This is a genomic window from Cryptosporangium minutisporangium (assembly GCF_039536245.1).
Lineage (GTDB): Bacteria > Actinomycetota > Actinomycetes > Mycobacteriales > Cryptosporangiaceae > Cryptosporangium > Cryptosporangium minutisporangium.
Genome location: NZ_BAAAYN010000070.1, coordinates 46619 through 62272, shown reverse-complemented (window position 1 = coordinate 62272; position 15654 = coordinate 46619). Strand labels below are relative to the sequence as shown.

At 70.8% G+C, this 15654-nt stretch carries 13 protein-coding genes and 1 riboswitch; of the genes, 3 read left to right on the top strand and 10 right to left on the bottom strand.

The annotated features are described in order from the left end of the window. Positions 1 to 9 precede the first annotated feature (9 nt). From ABEB28_RS39730 to ABEB28_RS39700, 7 genes are all read right to left on the bottom strand, one after another. Positions 10 to 966: an ABC transporter ATP-binding protein gene (locus ABEB28_RS39730; RefSeq protein WP_345733480.1), complete on the bottom strand. Its 957-nt coding sequence runs from the start codon at positions 964 to 966 to the stop codon at positions 10 to 12. Continuing rightward, positions 963 to 1838 (bottom strand): ABC transporter permease subunit, encoded by an 876-nt coding sequence (locus ABEB28_RS39725; RefSeq protein ID WP_345733479.1) that lies wholly within the window; start codon positions 1836 to 1838, stop codon positions 963 to 965. The genes ABEB28_RS39730 and ABEB28_RS39725 overlap by 4 nt, the downstream gene beginning before the upstream one ends. A gap of 11 nt (positions 1839 to 1849) precedes the next feature. Next, positions 1850 to 2782: an ABC transporter ATP-binding protein gene (locus tag ABEB28_RS39720; RefSeq protein WP_345733478.1), complete on the bottom strand. Its 933-nt coding sequence runs from the start codon at positions 2780 to 2782 to the stop codon at positions 1850 to 1852. Between the two features lie 254 nt (positions 2783 to 3036). Further along, a complete protein-coding gene (locus ABEB28_RS39715; protein ID WP_345733477.1) occupies positions 3037 to 3606 on the bottom strand; it encodes a Uma2 family endonuclease in 570 nt (189 codons plus the stop codon). Positions 3607 to 3775: 169 nt separating this feature from the next. Then, positions 3776 to 4519, bottom strand: coding sequence for a Uma2 family endonuclease (locus ABEB28_RS39710; RefSeq protein ID WP_345733476.1), 744 nt, complete (start codon positions 4517 to 4519; stop codon positions 3776 to 3778). 73 nt (positions 4520 to 4592) lie between these two features. After that, the gene (locus ABEB28_RS39705; protein ID WP_345733514.1) at positions 4593 to 6632 is read right to left on the bottom strand and encodes a 3-hydroxyacyl-CoA dehydrogenase NAD-binding domain-containing protein; all 2040 of its coding nucleotides are present in this window, start codon (positions 6630 to 6632) and stop codon (positions 4593 to 4595) included. A gap of 122 nt (positions 6633 to 6754) precedes the next feature. Then, positions 6755 to 7957 carry a thiolase family protein gene (locus ABEB28_RS39700; RefSeq protein ID WP_345733475.1) on the bottom strand — a complete coding sequence of 401 codons (1203 nt, stop codon included), beginning with the start codon at positions 7955 to 7957 and terminating at the stop codon, positions 6755 to 6757. A gap of 327 nt (positions 7958 to 8284) precedes the next feature. Next, positions 8285 to 8376: riboswitch (ZMP/ZTP riboswitch) on the top strand. Between the two features lie 60 nt (positions 8377 to 8436). On the opposite strand from ABEB28_RS39700, the gene ABEB28_RS39695 reads away from it, so the two are divergent. Continuing rightward, positions 8437 to 9693 (top strand): serine hydroxymethyltransferase, encoded by a 1257-nt coding sequence (locus ABEB28_RS39695; RefSeq protein WP_345733474.1) that lies wholly within the window; start codon positions 8437 to 8439, stop codon positions 9691 to 9693. 187 nt (positions 9694 to 9880) lie between these two features. Here ABEB28_RS39695 and ABEB28_RS39690 read toward each other — a convergent pair whose 3' ends face one another. Next, positions 9881 to 11164 (bottom strand): HRDC domain-containing protein, encoded by a 1284-nt coding sequence (locus ABEB28_RS39690; RefSeq protein WP_345733473.1) that lies wholly within the window; start codon positions 11162 to 11164, stop codon positions 9881 to 9883. 252 nt (positions 11165 to 11416) lie between these two features. On the opposite strand from ABEB28_RS39690, the gene ABEB28_RS39685 reads away from it, so the two are divergent. Further along, positions 11417 to 12595, top strand: coding sequence for a S1C family serine protease (locus tag ABEB28_RS39685; RefSeq protein WP_345733472.1), 1179 nt, complete (start codon positions 11417 to 11419; stop codon positions 12593 to 12595). A 105-nt stretch (positions 12596 to 12700) separates the two neighbouring features. Continuing rightward, positions 12701 to 13576: a hypothetical protein gene (locus ABEB28_RS39680; RefSeq protein WP_345733471.1), complete on the top strand. Its 876-nt coding sequence runs from the start codon at positions 12701 to 12703 to the stop codon at positions 13574 to 13576. Positions 13577 to 13700: 124 nt separating this feature from the next. Here the strand turns inward: ABEB28_RS39680 and ABEB28_RS39675 are convergent, their stop codons facing one another. Continuing rightward, entirely contained in the window at positions 13701 to 15029 is a 1329-nt protein-coding gene (locus ABEB28_RS39675; protein WP_345733470.1) for a hypothetical protein, read from the bottom strand. Next, the gene (locus ABEB28_RS39670; protein ID WP_345733469.1) at positions 15026 to 15610 is read right to left on the bottom strand and encodes an RNA polymerase sigma factor; all 585 of its coding nucleotides are present in this window, start codon (positions 15608 to 15610) and stop codon (positions 15026 to 15028) included. Before ABEB28_RS39670 ends, ABEB28_RS39675 begins: the two co-directional genes overlap by 4 nt. Positions 15611 to 15654 lie beyond the last annotated feature (44 nt).

Sequence of the window (15654 nt, the reverse complement as noted above, 5' to 3'; positions counted from 1 at the left end):
AATGGCCCCTCAGCCTGCGATGAGATACGAGAAGACGCTTTCCAGGGACTCGTCGGCGGGCAGCACCTGGTACAGGCGCACTCCGGCGTCGCGGGCCGCGGCCGGCAGCGCCAGGGTGAACGCGCCGTAGTCGCTGGCCCGGATCAACAGCCCCGGCGGCTCGAGCTCCACACCCGAGACGGACGGCAGGGCCAGCAGCGCGACGCCGAGCCGCCGGTCGTCGCTGGAGGCCAGCCGGAACTCGTGCGGGCGCTGGGTCATCAGGCGGCGAATCGCCCGATGGTCACCGGACGCGGCGAGCCGCCCGGCCACCATCACCTGGATCGACTGCGAGACCTGCTCGACCTCCTCCAGGATGTGCGAGCTGAACAGCACACTCCGGCCCGCCTCGCCCATCTGGTGCAGGAGCTCCATCAGCTCCAGCCGCTGCCGCGGGTCCATCCCGTTGAACGGCTCGTCGAGGAGCAGGACCGCGGGGTCGTGGACGAGCGCGGCCGCCACCCGGGCCCGTTGGCGCATGCCCTTGGAGTACGTGTCGACCCGCCGGTCCGCAGCGCTCCCGAGCCCCACCATCGCGATCGCCCGGTCCGCGGCGGCGCGGGGCTGCGGTAGCCGGTGCAGGGTCGCGGTCGCTTCGACCAGCTCGCGGGCGGAGAGGAAGCCGTACGTGTCCTCACGGTCGACGACCAGGCCGAGCGCTCGGTAGATCTCCGGGTTGCGCCAGACCGGGGCGTCCCCGATCCGGATCTCACCCCGCGACGGTGCGAGCAGGCCCGCCATCAGGTGCAGCAGCGTCGTCTTCCCGGCGCCGTTCGGCCCGAGCAGGCCGGTGACGCCGCTCCCGATCGACATCGTGATGTCGTTGACCGCGACGACGTTGCCGAACCAGCGCGACACCCCGCGCACCTCGATGGCGGTCCTCGCCGCGGTCTCCGGGCGGGTGTCGGGAACGGTGGGGGCGGTCATGCCGGGACCTTCCGGTAGCGCGCCACCAGGAGCGCGGCGCAGACGGCGATCAGGACGAGGGTGTACACCAGGAGCCACGGACCGTGGACGACGTGGTCCCCGGTGCTGAACTCCCACTCGCCGTCGGCGTAGAGCCACGTGCCCAGGTAGCTCAGCGCGGTCGGCGGGCTGACCATCGAGACCAGCTCGTTCGTGCCCTGGCTGCCGCTCAGCTCGTCGGCCACCCCGACGGCCGGTAGGCCCACCAGGAACACCGCGACCACGGCCGCGGCGGCGATCGCACGGCGCCGGATCAGTGAGGCGACCAGCAGGCTGATCGTGCCGAGCACGAGGGCTTGCGTGGCCGCGTGGGCGAGGCCCTCGGCCAGGTCCACGCCCGCGTCTCCGATGCCGCTGGCGCCCTTGTCGTTGGAGAGCGCCGCACCCGCGAACATCAGCGCCAGCGGCCCGGCCAGGACCAGCCAGAGCGCGGTGATCGTGCCGGTCATCCGGGCCAGCGCGTAGTCCGTTCGCCGCACCGGCCGGGCCAGGTACAGCCCCAGGACGCGGGTCTGCTGGTCCCGCGACGTCAGCTCGGGCGCGATCGCCGCCACCAGCAGAATCGTCAGCGTCGCCATGTTGTCGACGAACTGGGGACCGGTCATCACCGCTTCGCCGGTCTGCGCCTCGATCGCGGTGCACACGATCCCGACGATGGCGATCAGGCCGATGATCGACCAGCTGAAGATCTTCGCTTTCACGCCGCGTCCCAGGCCGAACGCGGTGCGGAGCGAGTGGCCGTACAGGGTGCGGAACGCGTACCCCCGGCCGAGCCGCGGCCCGGTGTACCGCTGGTATCCCAGGTCGTGGATGACGCCTGACGCCGGACTCATGGTTCCCCCGCTCATGACGCACTCGCGAACAGCTCGGCGACGCGGTGACGCCGCTGGTCCAGCCGGTGCAGGGCCAGATGGAGATCGGCGATCGCGTCCAGGATCTGGTCGTACGTGCCGGGGTCGACCAGCGGTACGAGCACGGTCCGGCCGTCCAGACGGGCGTCGACACCGCGGGACATCAGCAGCTCGACGAGCCCTGCGGCCCCGGTGTCGACCTCGATCGCCAGTTCGTCCTGACCAGCGGTCATCGCGTCGACCCGGTCGGCGCGCAGCAGCCGGCCACCGTCGAGCGCGACCAGGTAGTCGCAGATCCGCTCGATCTCGCCGAGCAGGTGCGAGCAGATGACGACCGTGATGCCGAACTCGGTACCGATCCGGCGAACCAGGTCGAGCATCGCGTCCCGGCCCGCCGGGTCGAGCCCGTTCGTCGGCTCGTCGAGCAGCAGCAGGTCGGGATCGTGTACCAGCGCTTGGGCCAGCTTGACCCGCTGTTTCATGCCGGTCGAGTAGCCGCCGATCTGCCGGTAGCGCTCCTCGTAGAGGCCGACGTGGCGCAGCGTCTCGGACGCCCGCTCACGCGCGATCGTCTTCGGTAGACCGCTCATCCGCCCCAGGTGGGTCACCAGCTCGGCCGCGGACAGGTCAGGCGGCAGGCAGTCGTACTCGGGCATGTAGCCCACCCGGGCGCGCACCAGGTCACCGTCGACGGTGGGGTCCAGACCGAGCACCTGGATGCTGCCGCTGGACGGCGGCAGCAGGCCGAGGACGATCTTCAGGAACGTCGACTTCCCGGCACCGTTCGCACCGACGAGGCCGACCACTCCACCCGCAGAGTCCGTACCGGACACCACTGAGGAGTCGATCGTGACGGACAGGTCGTCGAGCGCCCGTACGCCACCGTCGTATTCTTTCGCCAGGGATCGAGTCGTTATGACGGTCACGGCAGCGAACTGTAGGGATCCCTACCTCAACGGCACATCGGGATAATCCCTGACCCGACCCCCTGGGAATTCCTGGCGTCGGACCTGGCGCAGTACTTACTAAAGACAGTTGGCCCGTTGCCCGTGGGGGTGTCGCACGGGCAACGGGCAGCAACTGCAGCGGCGACGACCAGACCGACCCCGCCGCGATCCGGTCCGGTCGGCCCCGCTGCGCGGAGGAGCTTTCCGTGGGACGGGAGGTACCCCGCGGAAGCTCAGGTCCAGAGCGCTGGGTCGATCTGGATCTGGAATGGTTCTTCGATCGTGAACAGCTCGCGGTGCTCGGTGGGCTTCTCGTACGTCTTGTTGCTGCCGAGCCGGTACGCGTAGAGCACGACCTCGGGCTCGGTCTCCAGCCGCAGGTAGAGCGGGATGCCCCAGGCCGCATACACCGAGACTTTCGTCGTGCGGTCGGGCGTGTACGAGTGGCGGGAGACCACCTCCGCGGCGAGCGAGACCTCGTGTGGGTGTGCCCAGCCGCGGTACGCCCCGCGCCGGGTCAGCTCCCGCGGCACGACGAGGATGTCGGGAGCGCGCAGCTCGGCGACGACCCTGCCGTCGTAGATGCGGACTTCACCCTCCTGCACCGGCCAGTACTGGCTCGGGCACTGCTCCTCGAGGACGTTCGTCAAGCGGCGGCACGCTTCCTGGTGCCAGAACGTCGGCCGGGGTGAGACGACCAGCCGGCCGTCCTCGATCTCGTAGTGCACGCCCTCCGGGACCTGCACCAGTTCGTCATCGGACCATCCGTCCGGTGGTTCGTAGAGTCCTACCGCGGCTGTCATGCCGGTCACCGTAGAGACCGGCGTGTCCGCCAGGGATCCCTCCGGGTATCGGCTCGCGTCCCACATGCATCATCCGGACGCGTCGCGCGCGCTACACCCGCGAACCATCGATTTCCGCTCGCGCCATCGCGCCTCTCGCAGAAACGAGTGGGAATTGCCGGCGCCACGGTCAGACCAACCGGGAGAGGTCGAATCGAATGCGGAAGGGATCGTCCATCTCGACGACGTCGGTGTGCTCGATCGGGGTCTGATACTTGCCGGTGGTCTCGTCGAGGACGTATTCGTAGAGGGCCCGGGTAGGGCGCATTTCGACGCGGAGGTAATACGGGATTCGCCACAGGGCGTATTGTCCGACCTTGGTGATTCGGTCGGCGACGCGAGAGCGGGGCGAGACGACTTCGATCGCCATGAGCACCTGAGAGGGCTGCACCCACTTGGTTTCGTCGTTCTGATCGTCGGCCTCGGCGAGCAACTCGCGCGGCACGAGCATGACGTCGGGTGAGCGGCATTGGGCGATCTTGCCGTCTTCGTACTCGCGGATTTCAGCGTCCTGCACCGCTACTAGGTCACTCGGACACGAGTATTCGAGCATCCTCGCGAGGTTTGCACCGGTGCGTTGGTGTCGAAGGCTTGGCCGGGGCGACACGATGAGAGTTCCGTCCTCGATCTCGTAATGGACGTACTCCGGAACCTCGTCCAGTTCGTCCTCGGACCACCCGATGGAATCGTCGTCGTCGAGCGACGCATAGGAACCGATGGTGGCTGACATGAGATCGACGTTATCGGGCTCTTCGATCGAGCCGGCATCCCTCAGTGAATTTGTGGATAGCGAGCGGTATATGTTTTCGCGAACCCGTGCTCGGTACACGATTCGTTCCGGGTTGTGCCAGAACGGCGGGTCTTCGTTATCCACAGAAGCAGAATAGCTCTTGACGACAGAGGCCCGGCACCCCTAATGGGGTACCGGGCCTCTGAGGCGAGACGGATCAGGCCGGAACGCTGGCCACACCCGGCGCCAGGAACCGCTGACCGGTGACCTTCTCCGAAACGCCGACCCGGTCCAGGTACGGCGTGATCCCACCGAGGTGGAACGGCCACCCGGCACCGAGAATCATGCAGAGGTCGATGTCCTGCGCCGCCGCGACGACACCCTCGTCCAGCATGAGCCGGATCTCCTCGGCGAGGGCCGCGAGCGCGCGCTCACGGATCTCGTCGACGGTGGGTCCGCCGTTCCGCGGGCCGTAGAGCGCGGCGACCTCGGCGTCGACCTGCGGCGCGCCGGTCGACCAGTCGAGGAACGCGGTCTTGCCGGCCTCGACGACCTTCCGCATGTTCTCCGAGACGTAGAACCGGTCCGGGTAGGCGCCGTGCAGGGTCTCGGACACGTGCAGCGCGATCGCCGGACCGACCAGCTGCAGCAGCAGCAGCGGGCTCATCGGCAGGCCCAGCGGCTCCAGCGCCCGGTCGGCGTCGAGGAACTCGGTGCCCTCGTCGATCGACTTCGTGACCTCACCGAGGAAGCGGGTCAGCAGTCGGTTGACCACGAACGCCGGGGCATCCTTGACCAGCACGCACGACTTGCCCAGCGTCTTGCCGACCGCGAACGCGGTGGCCAGCGAGGCGTCGTCGGTCTTCTCGGCGCGGACGATCTCGAGCAGCGGGAGCACCGCGACCGGGTTGAAGAAGTGGAACCCGACGACGCGCTCCGGGTGCTGCAGCTTCGACGCCATCTCGGTGATCGACAGCGACGAGGTGTTCGTCGCCAGAATGCACTCCGGCGAGACCACGGCCTCGACGTCGGCGAACACCTGCTGCTTGACGCCGAGCTCCTCGAACACGGCCTCGATGACGAAGTCGGCGTCGGCGAACGCGTCCTTGGTCAGCGAGCCGGTGACCAGTGCCTTGAGGCGGTTGGCCTTGTCGGGGGAGACCCGGCGGCGCTCCAGCAGCTTGTCGATCTCGCCGTGCACGTAGCCGACGCCCTTGTCCAGCCGCGCCTGGTCGAGGTCGGTCAGCACGACCGGCACCTCCAGCTTGCGGGCGAACAGCAGCGCGAGCTGGCCGGCCATCAGACCGGCGCCGACGACGCCGACCTTCGTGACCTTGCGGGCCAGCGACCGGTCCGGGACACCGACCGGCCGCTTGGCGCGCTTCTGGACCAGGTCGAACGAGTACAGGCCGGCTCGCAGCTCGTCGCCCATGATCAGGTCGGCGAGCGCCTCGTCCTCGGCGGCGGTGCCCTCTTCGAACGTCGACGTCTTCGCGGCCGCGATCAGCTCGAGCGCCCGGTACGGCGACGGCGAGGCGCCGTGCACCTTGCCGTCGGCGAACGCCCGGCCGCGGGCGACGGCGTCGTCCCAGGCCTGGCCACGGTCCACCTCGGGGCGCGAGACCGTCACGTCGCCGCGGAGGACGCCGGCGGCCCACTCCAGCGACCGCTCCAGGAAGTCGGCCGGCTCGAAGAGTGCGTCGCCGATGCCCAGACCGAGGTACTCCTTCGGCTTGAGCATCTTGTTCTGGTTCAGCGCGTTCTCGATGATGACCTTCACCGCGCCGTCCGCGCCGATCAGGTTCGGCAGCAGCCAGGTGCCACCCCAGCCCGGTACGAGGCCGAGGAACACCTCGGGCAGCGCGAGGGCCGCGGCGCCGGACGAGATCGTCCGGTAGTCGCAGTGCAGCCCGATCTCGACGCCGCCGCCCATCGCCGCGCCGTTGACGAACGCGAACGTCGGGACGCTCGCGTTGCGGAGGCGGGCGAACGCCGCGTGGCCGAGCCGCGCGACCTCCAGGCCCTGGTCACGGCTGGTGATCCGGGCCACTCCGGAGAGGTCGGCGCCGACCGCGAAGATGAACGGCTTGCCGGTCACCGCGATCGCCTTCACGGCGGGGGTGTGAGCCTCGATCTCGTCCAGCGCGGTGTTCAGGGCGGCCAGGCCGCCCGGGCCGAACGTCGACGGCCGGGTGTGGTCGAGACCGTTGTCGAGCGTGATCAGCGCGATCTCGCCGTCCAGGCCGGGCAGGGAGATGAAGCGGACGTAGGCGTTGGTGACGACCTCGTCGGGGAACTCTGGCGTCGTCGATGAACTCTTTTCAACCTCAGGTGTTCCCGCAGGCTGAACGCCGTCCGCAGCGGTCGGTCGAAAAGAACTCACTTGTTGCCCTCCCAGTTCGGGTTCTCCCAGATGACCGCCCCGCCCATGCCGATGCCGATGCACATCGCGGTGAGGCCGTACCGGACCTGCGGACGCTCCGCGAAGTGCCGCGCGAGCTGGGTGAAGAGCCGGACGCCGGAGGACGCCAGCGGGTGACCGATCGCGATCGCGCCACCCCACGGGTTGACGCGCTCGTCGTCGTCGGCGATGCCGAAGTGGTCGAGCAGCGCGAGCACCTGGACGGCGAACGCCTCGTTCAGCTCGAACAGGCCGATGTCGTCGATGCTCAGGCCGGCCTTGGCCAGCGCCTTCTCGGTGGCCGGCACCGGACCGACGCCCATCACCTCGGGCTCGACGCCGACGAAGGCGTAGGAGACGAGCCGGGCACCGATCGGCAGCCCCAGCTCGCGGGCGACGTCCTCGGCGGCCAGGATGCTCGCGGTCGCGCCGTCGTTGAGACCGGCCGCGTTACCGGCGGTGACCCGGCCGTGCGGGCGGAACGGCGTCTTCAGGCTGGCGAGGCCCTCCAGCGTCGTCTCCGGACGCGGCGGTTCGTCGGCGGTGGCCAGGCCCCAGCCCTTCTCGGCGCTGCGGGTGGCGACCGTCACCAGGTCCTGCTGGATCTTGCCGTCCGCGAGGGCCTTGGCGTACTTCTGCTGGCTGCCCAGCGCGAACGCGTCGCACCGCTCCTTGGTCAGGTGCGGGAAGCGGTCGTGCAGGTTCTCCGCGGTCTGACCCATCACCAGCGCGGACGCGTCGACGACCCGCTCGGAGAGGAACCGCGGGTTCGGGTCGACGCCTTCGCCCATCGGGTGGCGGCCCATGTGCTCGACGCCGCCGGCGATCGCGACGTCGTACGCCCCGAACGCGATGCCACCGGCGACGCTGGTGGCCGCGGTCATCGCGCCCGCGCACATCCGGTCGACGGCGAAGCCCGGCACCGACTTCGGCAGCCCGGCCAGGAGGGCGGCGGTCCGGCCGATCGTGAGGCCCTGGTCGCCGGTCTGGGTGGTCGCCGCGATCGCGACCTCGTCGATCCGCTCGGGCGGCAGCGACGGGTTGCGGCGGAGCAGCTCACGGATGGTGCGGATCACGAGGTCGTCGGCGCGCGTCTCGGCGTAGATCCCCTTGGGCCCGGCCTTGCCGAACGGGGTGCGGACGCCGTCGACGAAGACCACGTCACGGCTCTGACGGGACACAGGTCCTCCAGGATTGGCGGTAACGCTGCTGATACCGAGGAATGCTACTCGTCGGTAATACTCGCGGGTAACTAGGCGCCGCATGTGACGCGGCACACCGTCATGTAACAAGCCGACCTCGGCCGGATCGGGAGCGCCTCGCCCCCGCGCTCGCACCCGGCGCCGTTCCCCGTGCTCGCGTTCGACGCCGAATTACGCCGAATCCGTCTCCAGGAGTCCCCTGGAGACGGATTCGGCGTAACTTCGCGCGGCGCCGGTTGGGCGGCGGCGGTCGGGCGGTGGTCGTGGCCGCAGCGACGGCCGCGCACGTTCGCCCACGCGATAGGCTCGCGTCGTCGCGACTGGCGTAGTCGAGGTGGAGCTAACCACCGGGGAGCGGCACCGAACCCGTACCAACACCGTGCGCCTGGGTGAGCGGGGCTGACGACACCAGTGTGTCCGGCGGGTGCCGCCGGGCCGCAGCAGCGAGGAGCCGCCCGATGACCCTGAACCAGCCCCCGACGCCACACCTCACCGCCGAAGACCCCGACGTCGCCCGGCTCGTCGAGGCCGAGGCCCAGCGCCAGCAGGACACCATCCGGCTCATCGCGTCGGAGAACTACGTGTCGGCGGCGGTCCTCGAGGCGACCGGCTCGGTGTTCACGAACAAGTACTCCGAGGGGTACGCCGGCAAGCGTTACTACGAGGGCCAGCAGCTCGTCGACCCGCTCGAGGAGCTGGCGATCGCCCGCGCCAAGTCGGTGTTCGGCGTCGAGCACGCGAACGTGCAGCCGTACTCCGGGTCGCCCGCGAACCTCGCGATCTACCTCGCCGTGCTGCAGCCGGGCGACACCGTGATGGGCATGGGCCTGCCGCACGGTGGTCACCTCACCCACGGGTGGAACGTGTCCGCGACCGGGAAGTGGTTCCGCGCGGTGCACTACGGCGTCCGCAAGGAGACCGGCCGCGTCGACCTCGACGAGGTGCGCGAGCTGGCGCTGCGCGAGCGGCCCAAGCTGATCTTCTGCGGTGGCACCGCGGTCCCGCGGACGATCGACTTCGCGGGCTTCGCGTCGATCGCTCGCGAGGTGGGGGCGGTGCTGGCCGCGGACATCGCGCACATCGCCGGGCTGATCGCCGGCGGCGCGCACCCGTCGCCGGTCGGGCACGCCGACATCATCTCGACGACGACGCACAAGACGCTGCGCGGTCCGCGCGGCGCGATGCTGATGTCCACCGAGGAGTGGGCGAAGCCGCTGGACAAGGCGGTGTTCCCGGGTCTGCAGGGCGGGCCGCACAATCACACCACGGCGGCGATCGCGGTCGCGCTGAAGGAGGCGTCGACGCCCGAGTTCTCCGCGTACGCCCACCAGATCGTGGCGAACGCCAAGGCGCTGGCCGACGCGCTGCTCGAGCGTGGGTTCGACCTGGTGTCCGGTGGCACCGACAACCACCTGATCCTGGCGGACCTCTCGCCGAAGGGCATCGGGGGGAAGCCGGCCGCCAAGGCACTCGACCGCGCCGGGATCGAGCTGAACTACAACACGGTGCCGTTCGACCCCCGCAAGCCGTTCGACCCCTCGGGCATCCGGATCGGAACCGCTGCGGTGACCACGCGAGGGCTGACGACCGCGGAGATGCCGCTGATCGCGGACTTCATCGACCGGGCGGTCGCGGCCGAGGGCGACGAGCCCGCGCTCGACGCGATCGCCGCCGAAGTTCGCGCGCTCCTCGCCAACTTCGCCGTGCCCGCCTGAGTGCACCAGGCGGACGCCTCGGCGCGCGCCGAGGCGTCCGCTTCATGCGGTTGAAGCGCCGCCAGGCGCGCGCAGTTCGCTCGAACCTGGAGCCCGCTGAGGGCGGGGCTGGCAGTCGAGCGCGCCGCAAACCCAGTCGTTACTCGTCGCGCACAGTGCGCGCACGCGGCTGTGTCCGTCGGGCCGCTCACTCGGTGGCTAGGGCCTCTAGGAGGCCGGGGCCGATCAGGCCGATCTGCCACTCACGGGCGCCGTGTGTCCGCAGCGCCTGCTCGACGCCGTCCAGCTCGAGCGGGTCCGGGGGTGTCCAGCACAGCCGCCGCACGGTGTCCGGGGCGATCAGGTTCTCGGCCGGCAGGTTGTGCTCGGTCGCCAGCGCGGTCACGACGGCCTTCGCTGCCGCCAGCCGGGCCGCGGCGGACGGATCGCGGTCGGCCCAGCGGTGGGCGGGTGGCGGCCCGTCGCCCCCGGTGGCCGTGGTCGGCAACTTGTCCTGCGGCATGGCCCGCGCCGTCGCCAGGGCGTCCAGCCACGTCCCGGCGAGCCGCCGGGTGGCCCGGCCGGAGTAGACCGGCAGCGACAGCAGCGCCCGCTCGTCGACCGGGTCGGCCTGCGCCGCCGCGACGATCGCGGAGTCCGGCAGCACCCGTCCCGGCGCGAGGTCACGGCGCCGCGCGATCTCGTCCCGCGCCTCCCAGAGCGCCCGCACCCGGGCCAGCCCGCGCGCGGTGCGCACCCGGTGGATCCCGGACGTGCGGCGCCACGGCTCGGCGCGCGGCGCCGGGGGCTTGCTCGCCACCAGTGCGGCGAACTCCTCCTCCGCCCAGCTCTGCTTGCCCTGCCGCTCCAGTTCCTCGGCGAGTGCGTCCCGGAGCTCCACCAGCAACTCGACGTCGAGCGCCGCGTAGGTCAGCCACTCCACCGGAAGCGGACGCGTGCTCCAGTCCGCGGCGGAGTGGCCCTTCTCCAGCGTCCGGCCGAGCACTCGCTCGGTCATCGCGCCCAGGCCGACCCGCTCGAACCCGGCGAGTCGCCCGGCGAGCTCGGTATCGAACAGTTTGCGCGGCCGGAGCCCCAACTCGGCCAGGCACGGCAGATCCTGGCTCGCCGCGTGCAGCACCCACTCGGTGTCGACGATCGCCGCGTCGATCACCGCGAGGTCGTCGAACGGCAGCGGGTCGATCAGCACCGTGCCGCCGGCCTGCGCCCCACCCCGCCGCAGCTGCACCAGGTAGGCGCGCTGTCCGTACCGGTAGCCGGATGCCCGCTCGGCGTCGACCGCAACCGGTCCGCTGGCCGCGGCCAGCGCCGCTGCCGCCTCGGCGAGCGCCTCGGCAGTGTCGACCGGCTCGGGGGTGCCGTCGCGCGGAACCAGCAACGGCACCGGAGCGGGCGGCTCGGAAGGCCCAGAAGCGTCGACAGGGGGGTCGTTAACCGGCGTTTCCGGCTGCTCCGTGTCGTCTGCACCCATGTTCGCCGCCTCGTTCACACTCTCACCGTAGCGAGACGGTCGGTCCCGGTGGGTGTCGGCACGCTCTGCGGGGCTCTGCCGCGTCGGATGGGCGTCAGAACGCGGTCGATCAGTCGACCTCATCGACGGCGGTCGCTACGGTGAGTTCTGGCCCTGGGAACGAGCTGTGTGTGCACTTCTAACCACCAGTGGCCTCGAAGCGGTCGGACCGGAGCACCGGCACCGGTCCACCGGGCAGGAAGGCAGCACAAGATGTCAGACCGCGGGGACGAGACTTCAGCCGCACCCGTCGGGCCCGGCGCGCCGACCGGTCCGTTACCGGGCCCCCGGCCACCGGTGAGCGGATGGCCGCAGCAGTCGCCGAACGGCGCCTACGGCGGTCCGAACGTGCCGCCGCCGTCAGCGACGCAGACCACCGGAGCCTTCGGCGCGCCATCCGCACCGGCCCGCACCGTCTCCGCACCGCCGTTCGGTACCGGCTACACGTCGCCCGGTCAGTCGGGCCAGCCCGGATACCCCGGACCGCTTCCGCCGCCCGGCGCATTCGGCGCCCCTGCCCCGACCGGGCCGCTCTCGCACGTCTCCGGTCCTCCCGGCAGCACGTCGCCCGGCGGGTTACCGCCCACCGGATCCCGGCCGTCGGGCCGCCTGCTCGGTCCGATCGGCTTCGGCCTCGCCGTCTTCCTGCTGATCGTCGTCGTGGTGCAGGCCGTGGTGCTGGCCGGCCTCTCCGGTGACGTGGACGAGGCCCGCTCCGCACAGGACCGGGCCGAGGCGTCGGCGGCCAAGGACCGGGAAGACCTCGGCAACCTCACCAAGCGGGTCCAAGGGCTGGAGGAGCGCACCAAGGGCACGCTCAACTCCACCGCGGTGGCCAAGCAGGTGCTTCCCTCGGTGTTCAGCGTGCGCGCCGGGCAGGCGACCGGGACCGCGTTCGCGTTCGGCAAGGACGCCGAGGGCGGCACGCTGCTGATCACGAACTACCACGTCGTGGAGGGGCTGGTCAGCTCCGGCGGACGCAACGCGACGATCCAGCGGGAGTCCGAGAGCTACCCGGCCACCGTCGAGGACACCGACAAGAACCGGGACCTCGCCGTCCTCCGCACGTCGGCGAAGTTCGCTCCGCTCAAGAAGGCGTCCGCCGAGGTCGCCCCCGGTGACCCGGTGATCGTCGTCGGTGCCCCGCTGGGGCTCACCGACACCGTCACCACCGGTGTGGTCAGCGCGGTCCGCGACGACGTCCAGGGCCTGTCCACCCGGGTGATCCAGTTCGACGCCGCGATCAACCCCGGCAACTCCGGTGGCCCGGTCATCAACGCCGACGGCGAGGTCGTCGGCATCGCCCAAGCCAAGATCGTCGCCGAGGGAGCCGACGGGCTCGGTCTCGCGATCCCCATCAACGAGGTGTGCAAGGGCCTGATCACCTGCTGAGCAGGCTTTCGCCACCCGTACCAGCGTCCGTTCCGCCGGGTCTCGTACTACCTCCAGGCCCGCGGAGCCGTCCCCCCGCCACGCGATCGACCAGGAGGAACTCCGGTGTCCAACCCGGGCTACGGCAACCAGGGCAGTCCCTACTCGTCCGATCCCCAGTGGAGCGGCGGCGCATCGCCCTATTCGCCGGGTCAACCCAGTCAGCAAGGTCAGCCGAACCAGCCGGACGGGTCCACCCCGCCGTCCGACCCGTGGGGGCAGCCGGCGGCCAGCCCGTTCCCGGCGACGCCCACCTCGGGTAGCGAGTACGCCGCGCCGGTGTCCGGCGCCGAGTACTCGGTGCCCGGTTACGCGCCCGCCCCGGAGGCAGTGACGCCGTCGGGACCGCCCGCGTCCGCTCCGCCGGCGTCCATGCCGCCGGCCTCGGGGCCTCCGGCCGGCTACGGACCGACGCCGGGTTACACCGGGCAGATCCCGACCGCTCCCATCCCGACCGGGCCCGGAGCGCCGCACCTGACCGCTCCGTTACCCGGTGCGGAGGTCGGCCCGTCGGGGTACGGGCAGTCGCCCGCGGCGCCGAAGAAGAACCGGCTGGTCGTGATCCTGGGAGCGGCGACCGCGCTGCTGCTCGTGCTGGCGCTGACGATGACCGGGCTGTTCATCGCGAAGAACGGTGAGCAGAACGACACCCAGGCCAAGCTCACCGCGGCCGAGAACACGATCGACGCCCGGGACAGCAAGATCACCACGCTGGAGAAGGACCTCACCGACACCAAGACCAAGCTCACCAACACCGAGCAGCAGCTCAACGGCACCAAGGACTCGCTGGGTACGGCCAACGCCGACAAGCAGGTCATCTCCCAGTGCCTGAAGCTCGTGATCGAGGCACTGGACGCGATCGGCAAGGGCGACCAGGCCAAGACCGACCAGCTCATCAAGCAGCTGGACGCCCCCTGCACCAAAGCCGAAGCCCTTATTTAGCGGGCGGCCCGCTGAGGGCGAGCCTGACGGCCGCGCGCAACGACTTGAGTATCACTTATACGCGGCGTCGTTGCGCGCGGACGCCAGCCTCGCCCTCAGCGGGCTCCAGGTTCGTACAGAAGTCCTAGGTGGCGCGGACGAACTGGTCACCGTCCCAGCGATGGTGCTGTGCGCCGCCGTCTAGTTGGACCGTGACGCGCCGGTCGTGCAACGTCACCGATCGGGGTGCGGTCCCCTCGATCCACGTCACCAGCCGGGCGGGACCGGCTTCGACGTAGGCGATCACCGCCCAGGACGACGGGCCGGACGCCGGACGGATCTCCAGCACCAGGACGGCGTCCTCGGCCTGGGTGAGGAGCGGACCGAACGCCGGCGGGTAGCGATCGACGTCGACGACGTACCGCACCGGCCGTCCGGCGGGGTCACGGCCGCCGGCCTGCCCGGCGTCGAGCCGAATGTACTGGGTGGCGGCCGGGCCGAAACGCCCGTCGTCCGGCAGGCCGATCGCGCTGTTCTCCCAGTCGGTGTCGCGCAGCGACGTCGACTGGGGCGGCGGGCTCGCCGTGCCGGACTGCGGGGTGATCCCGGCCGGGTACTGTGCGACCTCGTCGACGACCGCGGAGCTGATCACTGCGCTGTCGTCGGTGCCGAGGAACGCCGTCGTCACCGGGTCGATGACGATCACGGTGCGGTCCTCGCCGGTGTGCACCAGCCCGACGCCGGACCGCCCGGCGCCGTCCAGGGCATCGCGCGTGAACCTTACGTTTTCCACCAGCAGCATGGCTCGGTAGATCGTCGCCCGCAGCTTCGGCGGTACGACGACCTCGACGAGCATCGCGCGCAGGGCGTCGAAGACGTTCTGCCGATTGTTGATGTTCGCCCGGACCTCGGCGACCAGTGTCTTCGGATCGACGCCGGTGTCGGCCAGCGCACGCAGTGACGTCGCGGACGGGTAGTCGATCGCCAGTTCGGTGACGGACAAGCCGGCGGGTGGCGCCGCACTGTCGAGCGGGGTGTCCGAGCCGCTCTCCCGGAGCAGCCCACGGGAGGCGTCCGCGGACAGCCACACGTCACGGAACCCAGCGGAGTCGCGGGCCCGGGAGCGCGTGAACACGTATTGGTCGGCTCGCACGTCGACGGGCGGAGTCGCACGCGTCATCGCGTCGGCCCGCTCCAGCAGTTCCTCGGCCGTGGTGACCGGCGACGTCGCCGGGTCGACGTCGCTCGGACGCTCGGTGGTCCGGCCGAGCAGGACGGCGCCGAGGAGTACGAGCAGCACCGCGGCGGCGGCAAGCACGGGTACCGGCACGAACCGGCGGTACGTGGCTTGCCGCGGTGCGTCGGTCATCGCGGTGCGGAGCGCGGCCAGCTGCGCGGTCGCCTGGGGGAGCGGCGCGTCGGGCGTCCGGGGCGGGAGCAGGGCGGTCACCGCGTCGCGTTCGTCGGTGGTCATCGGGTCCTCCGGTTGAACGCCGGGAAGGTCGGGGGCGGCGCTGGTTGCTCCCCGGTGCGGGCGCGCAGTCGGACTCGGGCCCTGGTCAGCCGCGACCGCACCGTGCCCACCGGGACGCCGAGGGCTTCGGCGGCCGCGGCGTAGTCCAGCTCGGCGTAGACGCAGAGCGCGATCACCTCGCGTTCCGGACGGCGCAGCGTGCGCAGCGCCGCTTCGATGGCGGATAACCGGTCGAGGGTGTCCGCGCGCCCGACGACCTCGTCCGCGATGTCCGGGACCGCGCGGGGCTCGGGGAGCCGCTTCATCGCCGCGGCGTGGCGTCGACGCGTGCGGGCGGTGTTGCGGCACACGTTCGTGGTGATGCCGAGCAGCCACGGCACGATCGATCCGCCGTCGGCCGCGAGCTTGTGCCGCCCGCGCCAGGCCTCGAGGAAAGTCAGCGACACCGCGTCTTCGGCGGCCGCCCAGTCACCGAGCAGCCGGAACGCGTAGTTGTAGACCCGCGCCGCGGACTGTTCGAACAGCTCGGCGAAGGCGTCTTGGTCGCCGTCGCGGACGCGCTGTCGCAGCGATCTCGTCATGCCCCTGCCCTGTCCGGAAGCGGCGCAGAGTTACCGGTCGCACG

What these genes read in the sequence shown, in the direction of transcription:
- ABEB28_RS39690 (WP_345733473.1), bottom strand. Translation starts at nt 11,164, where the DNA reads ATGGGTGCAGACGACACGGAGCAGCCGGAAACGCCGGTTAACGACCCC.
- ABEB28_RS39715 (WP_345733477.1), bottom strand. Translation starts at nt 3,606, where the DNA reads ATGACAGCCGCGGTAGGACTCTACGAACCACCGGACGGATGGTCCGAT.
- ABEB28_RS39670 (WP_345733469.1), bottom strand. Translation starts at nt 15,610, where the DNA reads ATGACGAGATCGCTGCGACAGCGCGTCCGCGACGGCGACCAAGACGCC.
- ABEB28_RS39675 (WP_345733470.1), bottom strand. Translation starts at nt 15,029, where the DNA reads ATGACCACCGACGAACGCGACGCGGTGACCGCCCTGCTCCCGCCCCGG.
- ABEB28_RS39730 (WP_345733480.1), bottom strand. Translation starts at nt 966, where the DNA reads ATGACCGCCCCCACCGTTCCCGACACCCGCCCGGAGACCGCGGCGAGG.
- ABEB28_RS39695 (WP_345733474.1), top strand. Translation starts at nt 8,437, where the DNA reads ATGACCCTGAACCAGCCCCCGACGCCACACCTCACCGCCGAAGACCCC.
- ABEB28_RS39685 (WP_345733472.1), top strand. Translation starts at nt 11,417, where the DNA reads ATGTCAGACCGCGGGGACGAGACTTCAGCCGCACCCGTCGGGCCCGGC.
- ABEB28_RS39725 (WP_345733479.1), bottom strand. Translation starts at nt 1,838, where the DNA reads ATGAGTCCGGCGTCAGGCGTCATCCACGACCTGGGATACCAGCGGTAC.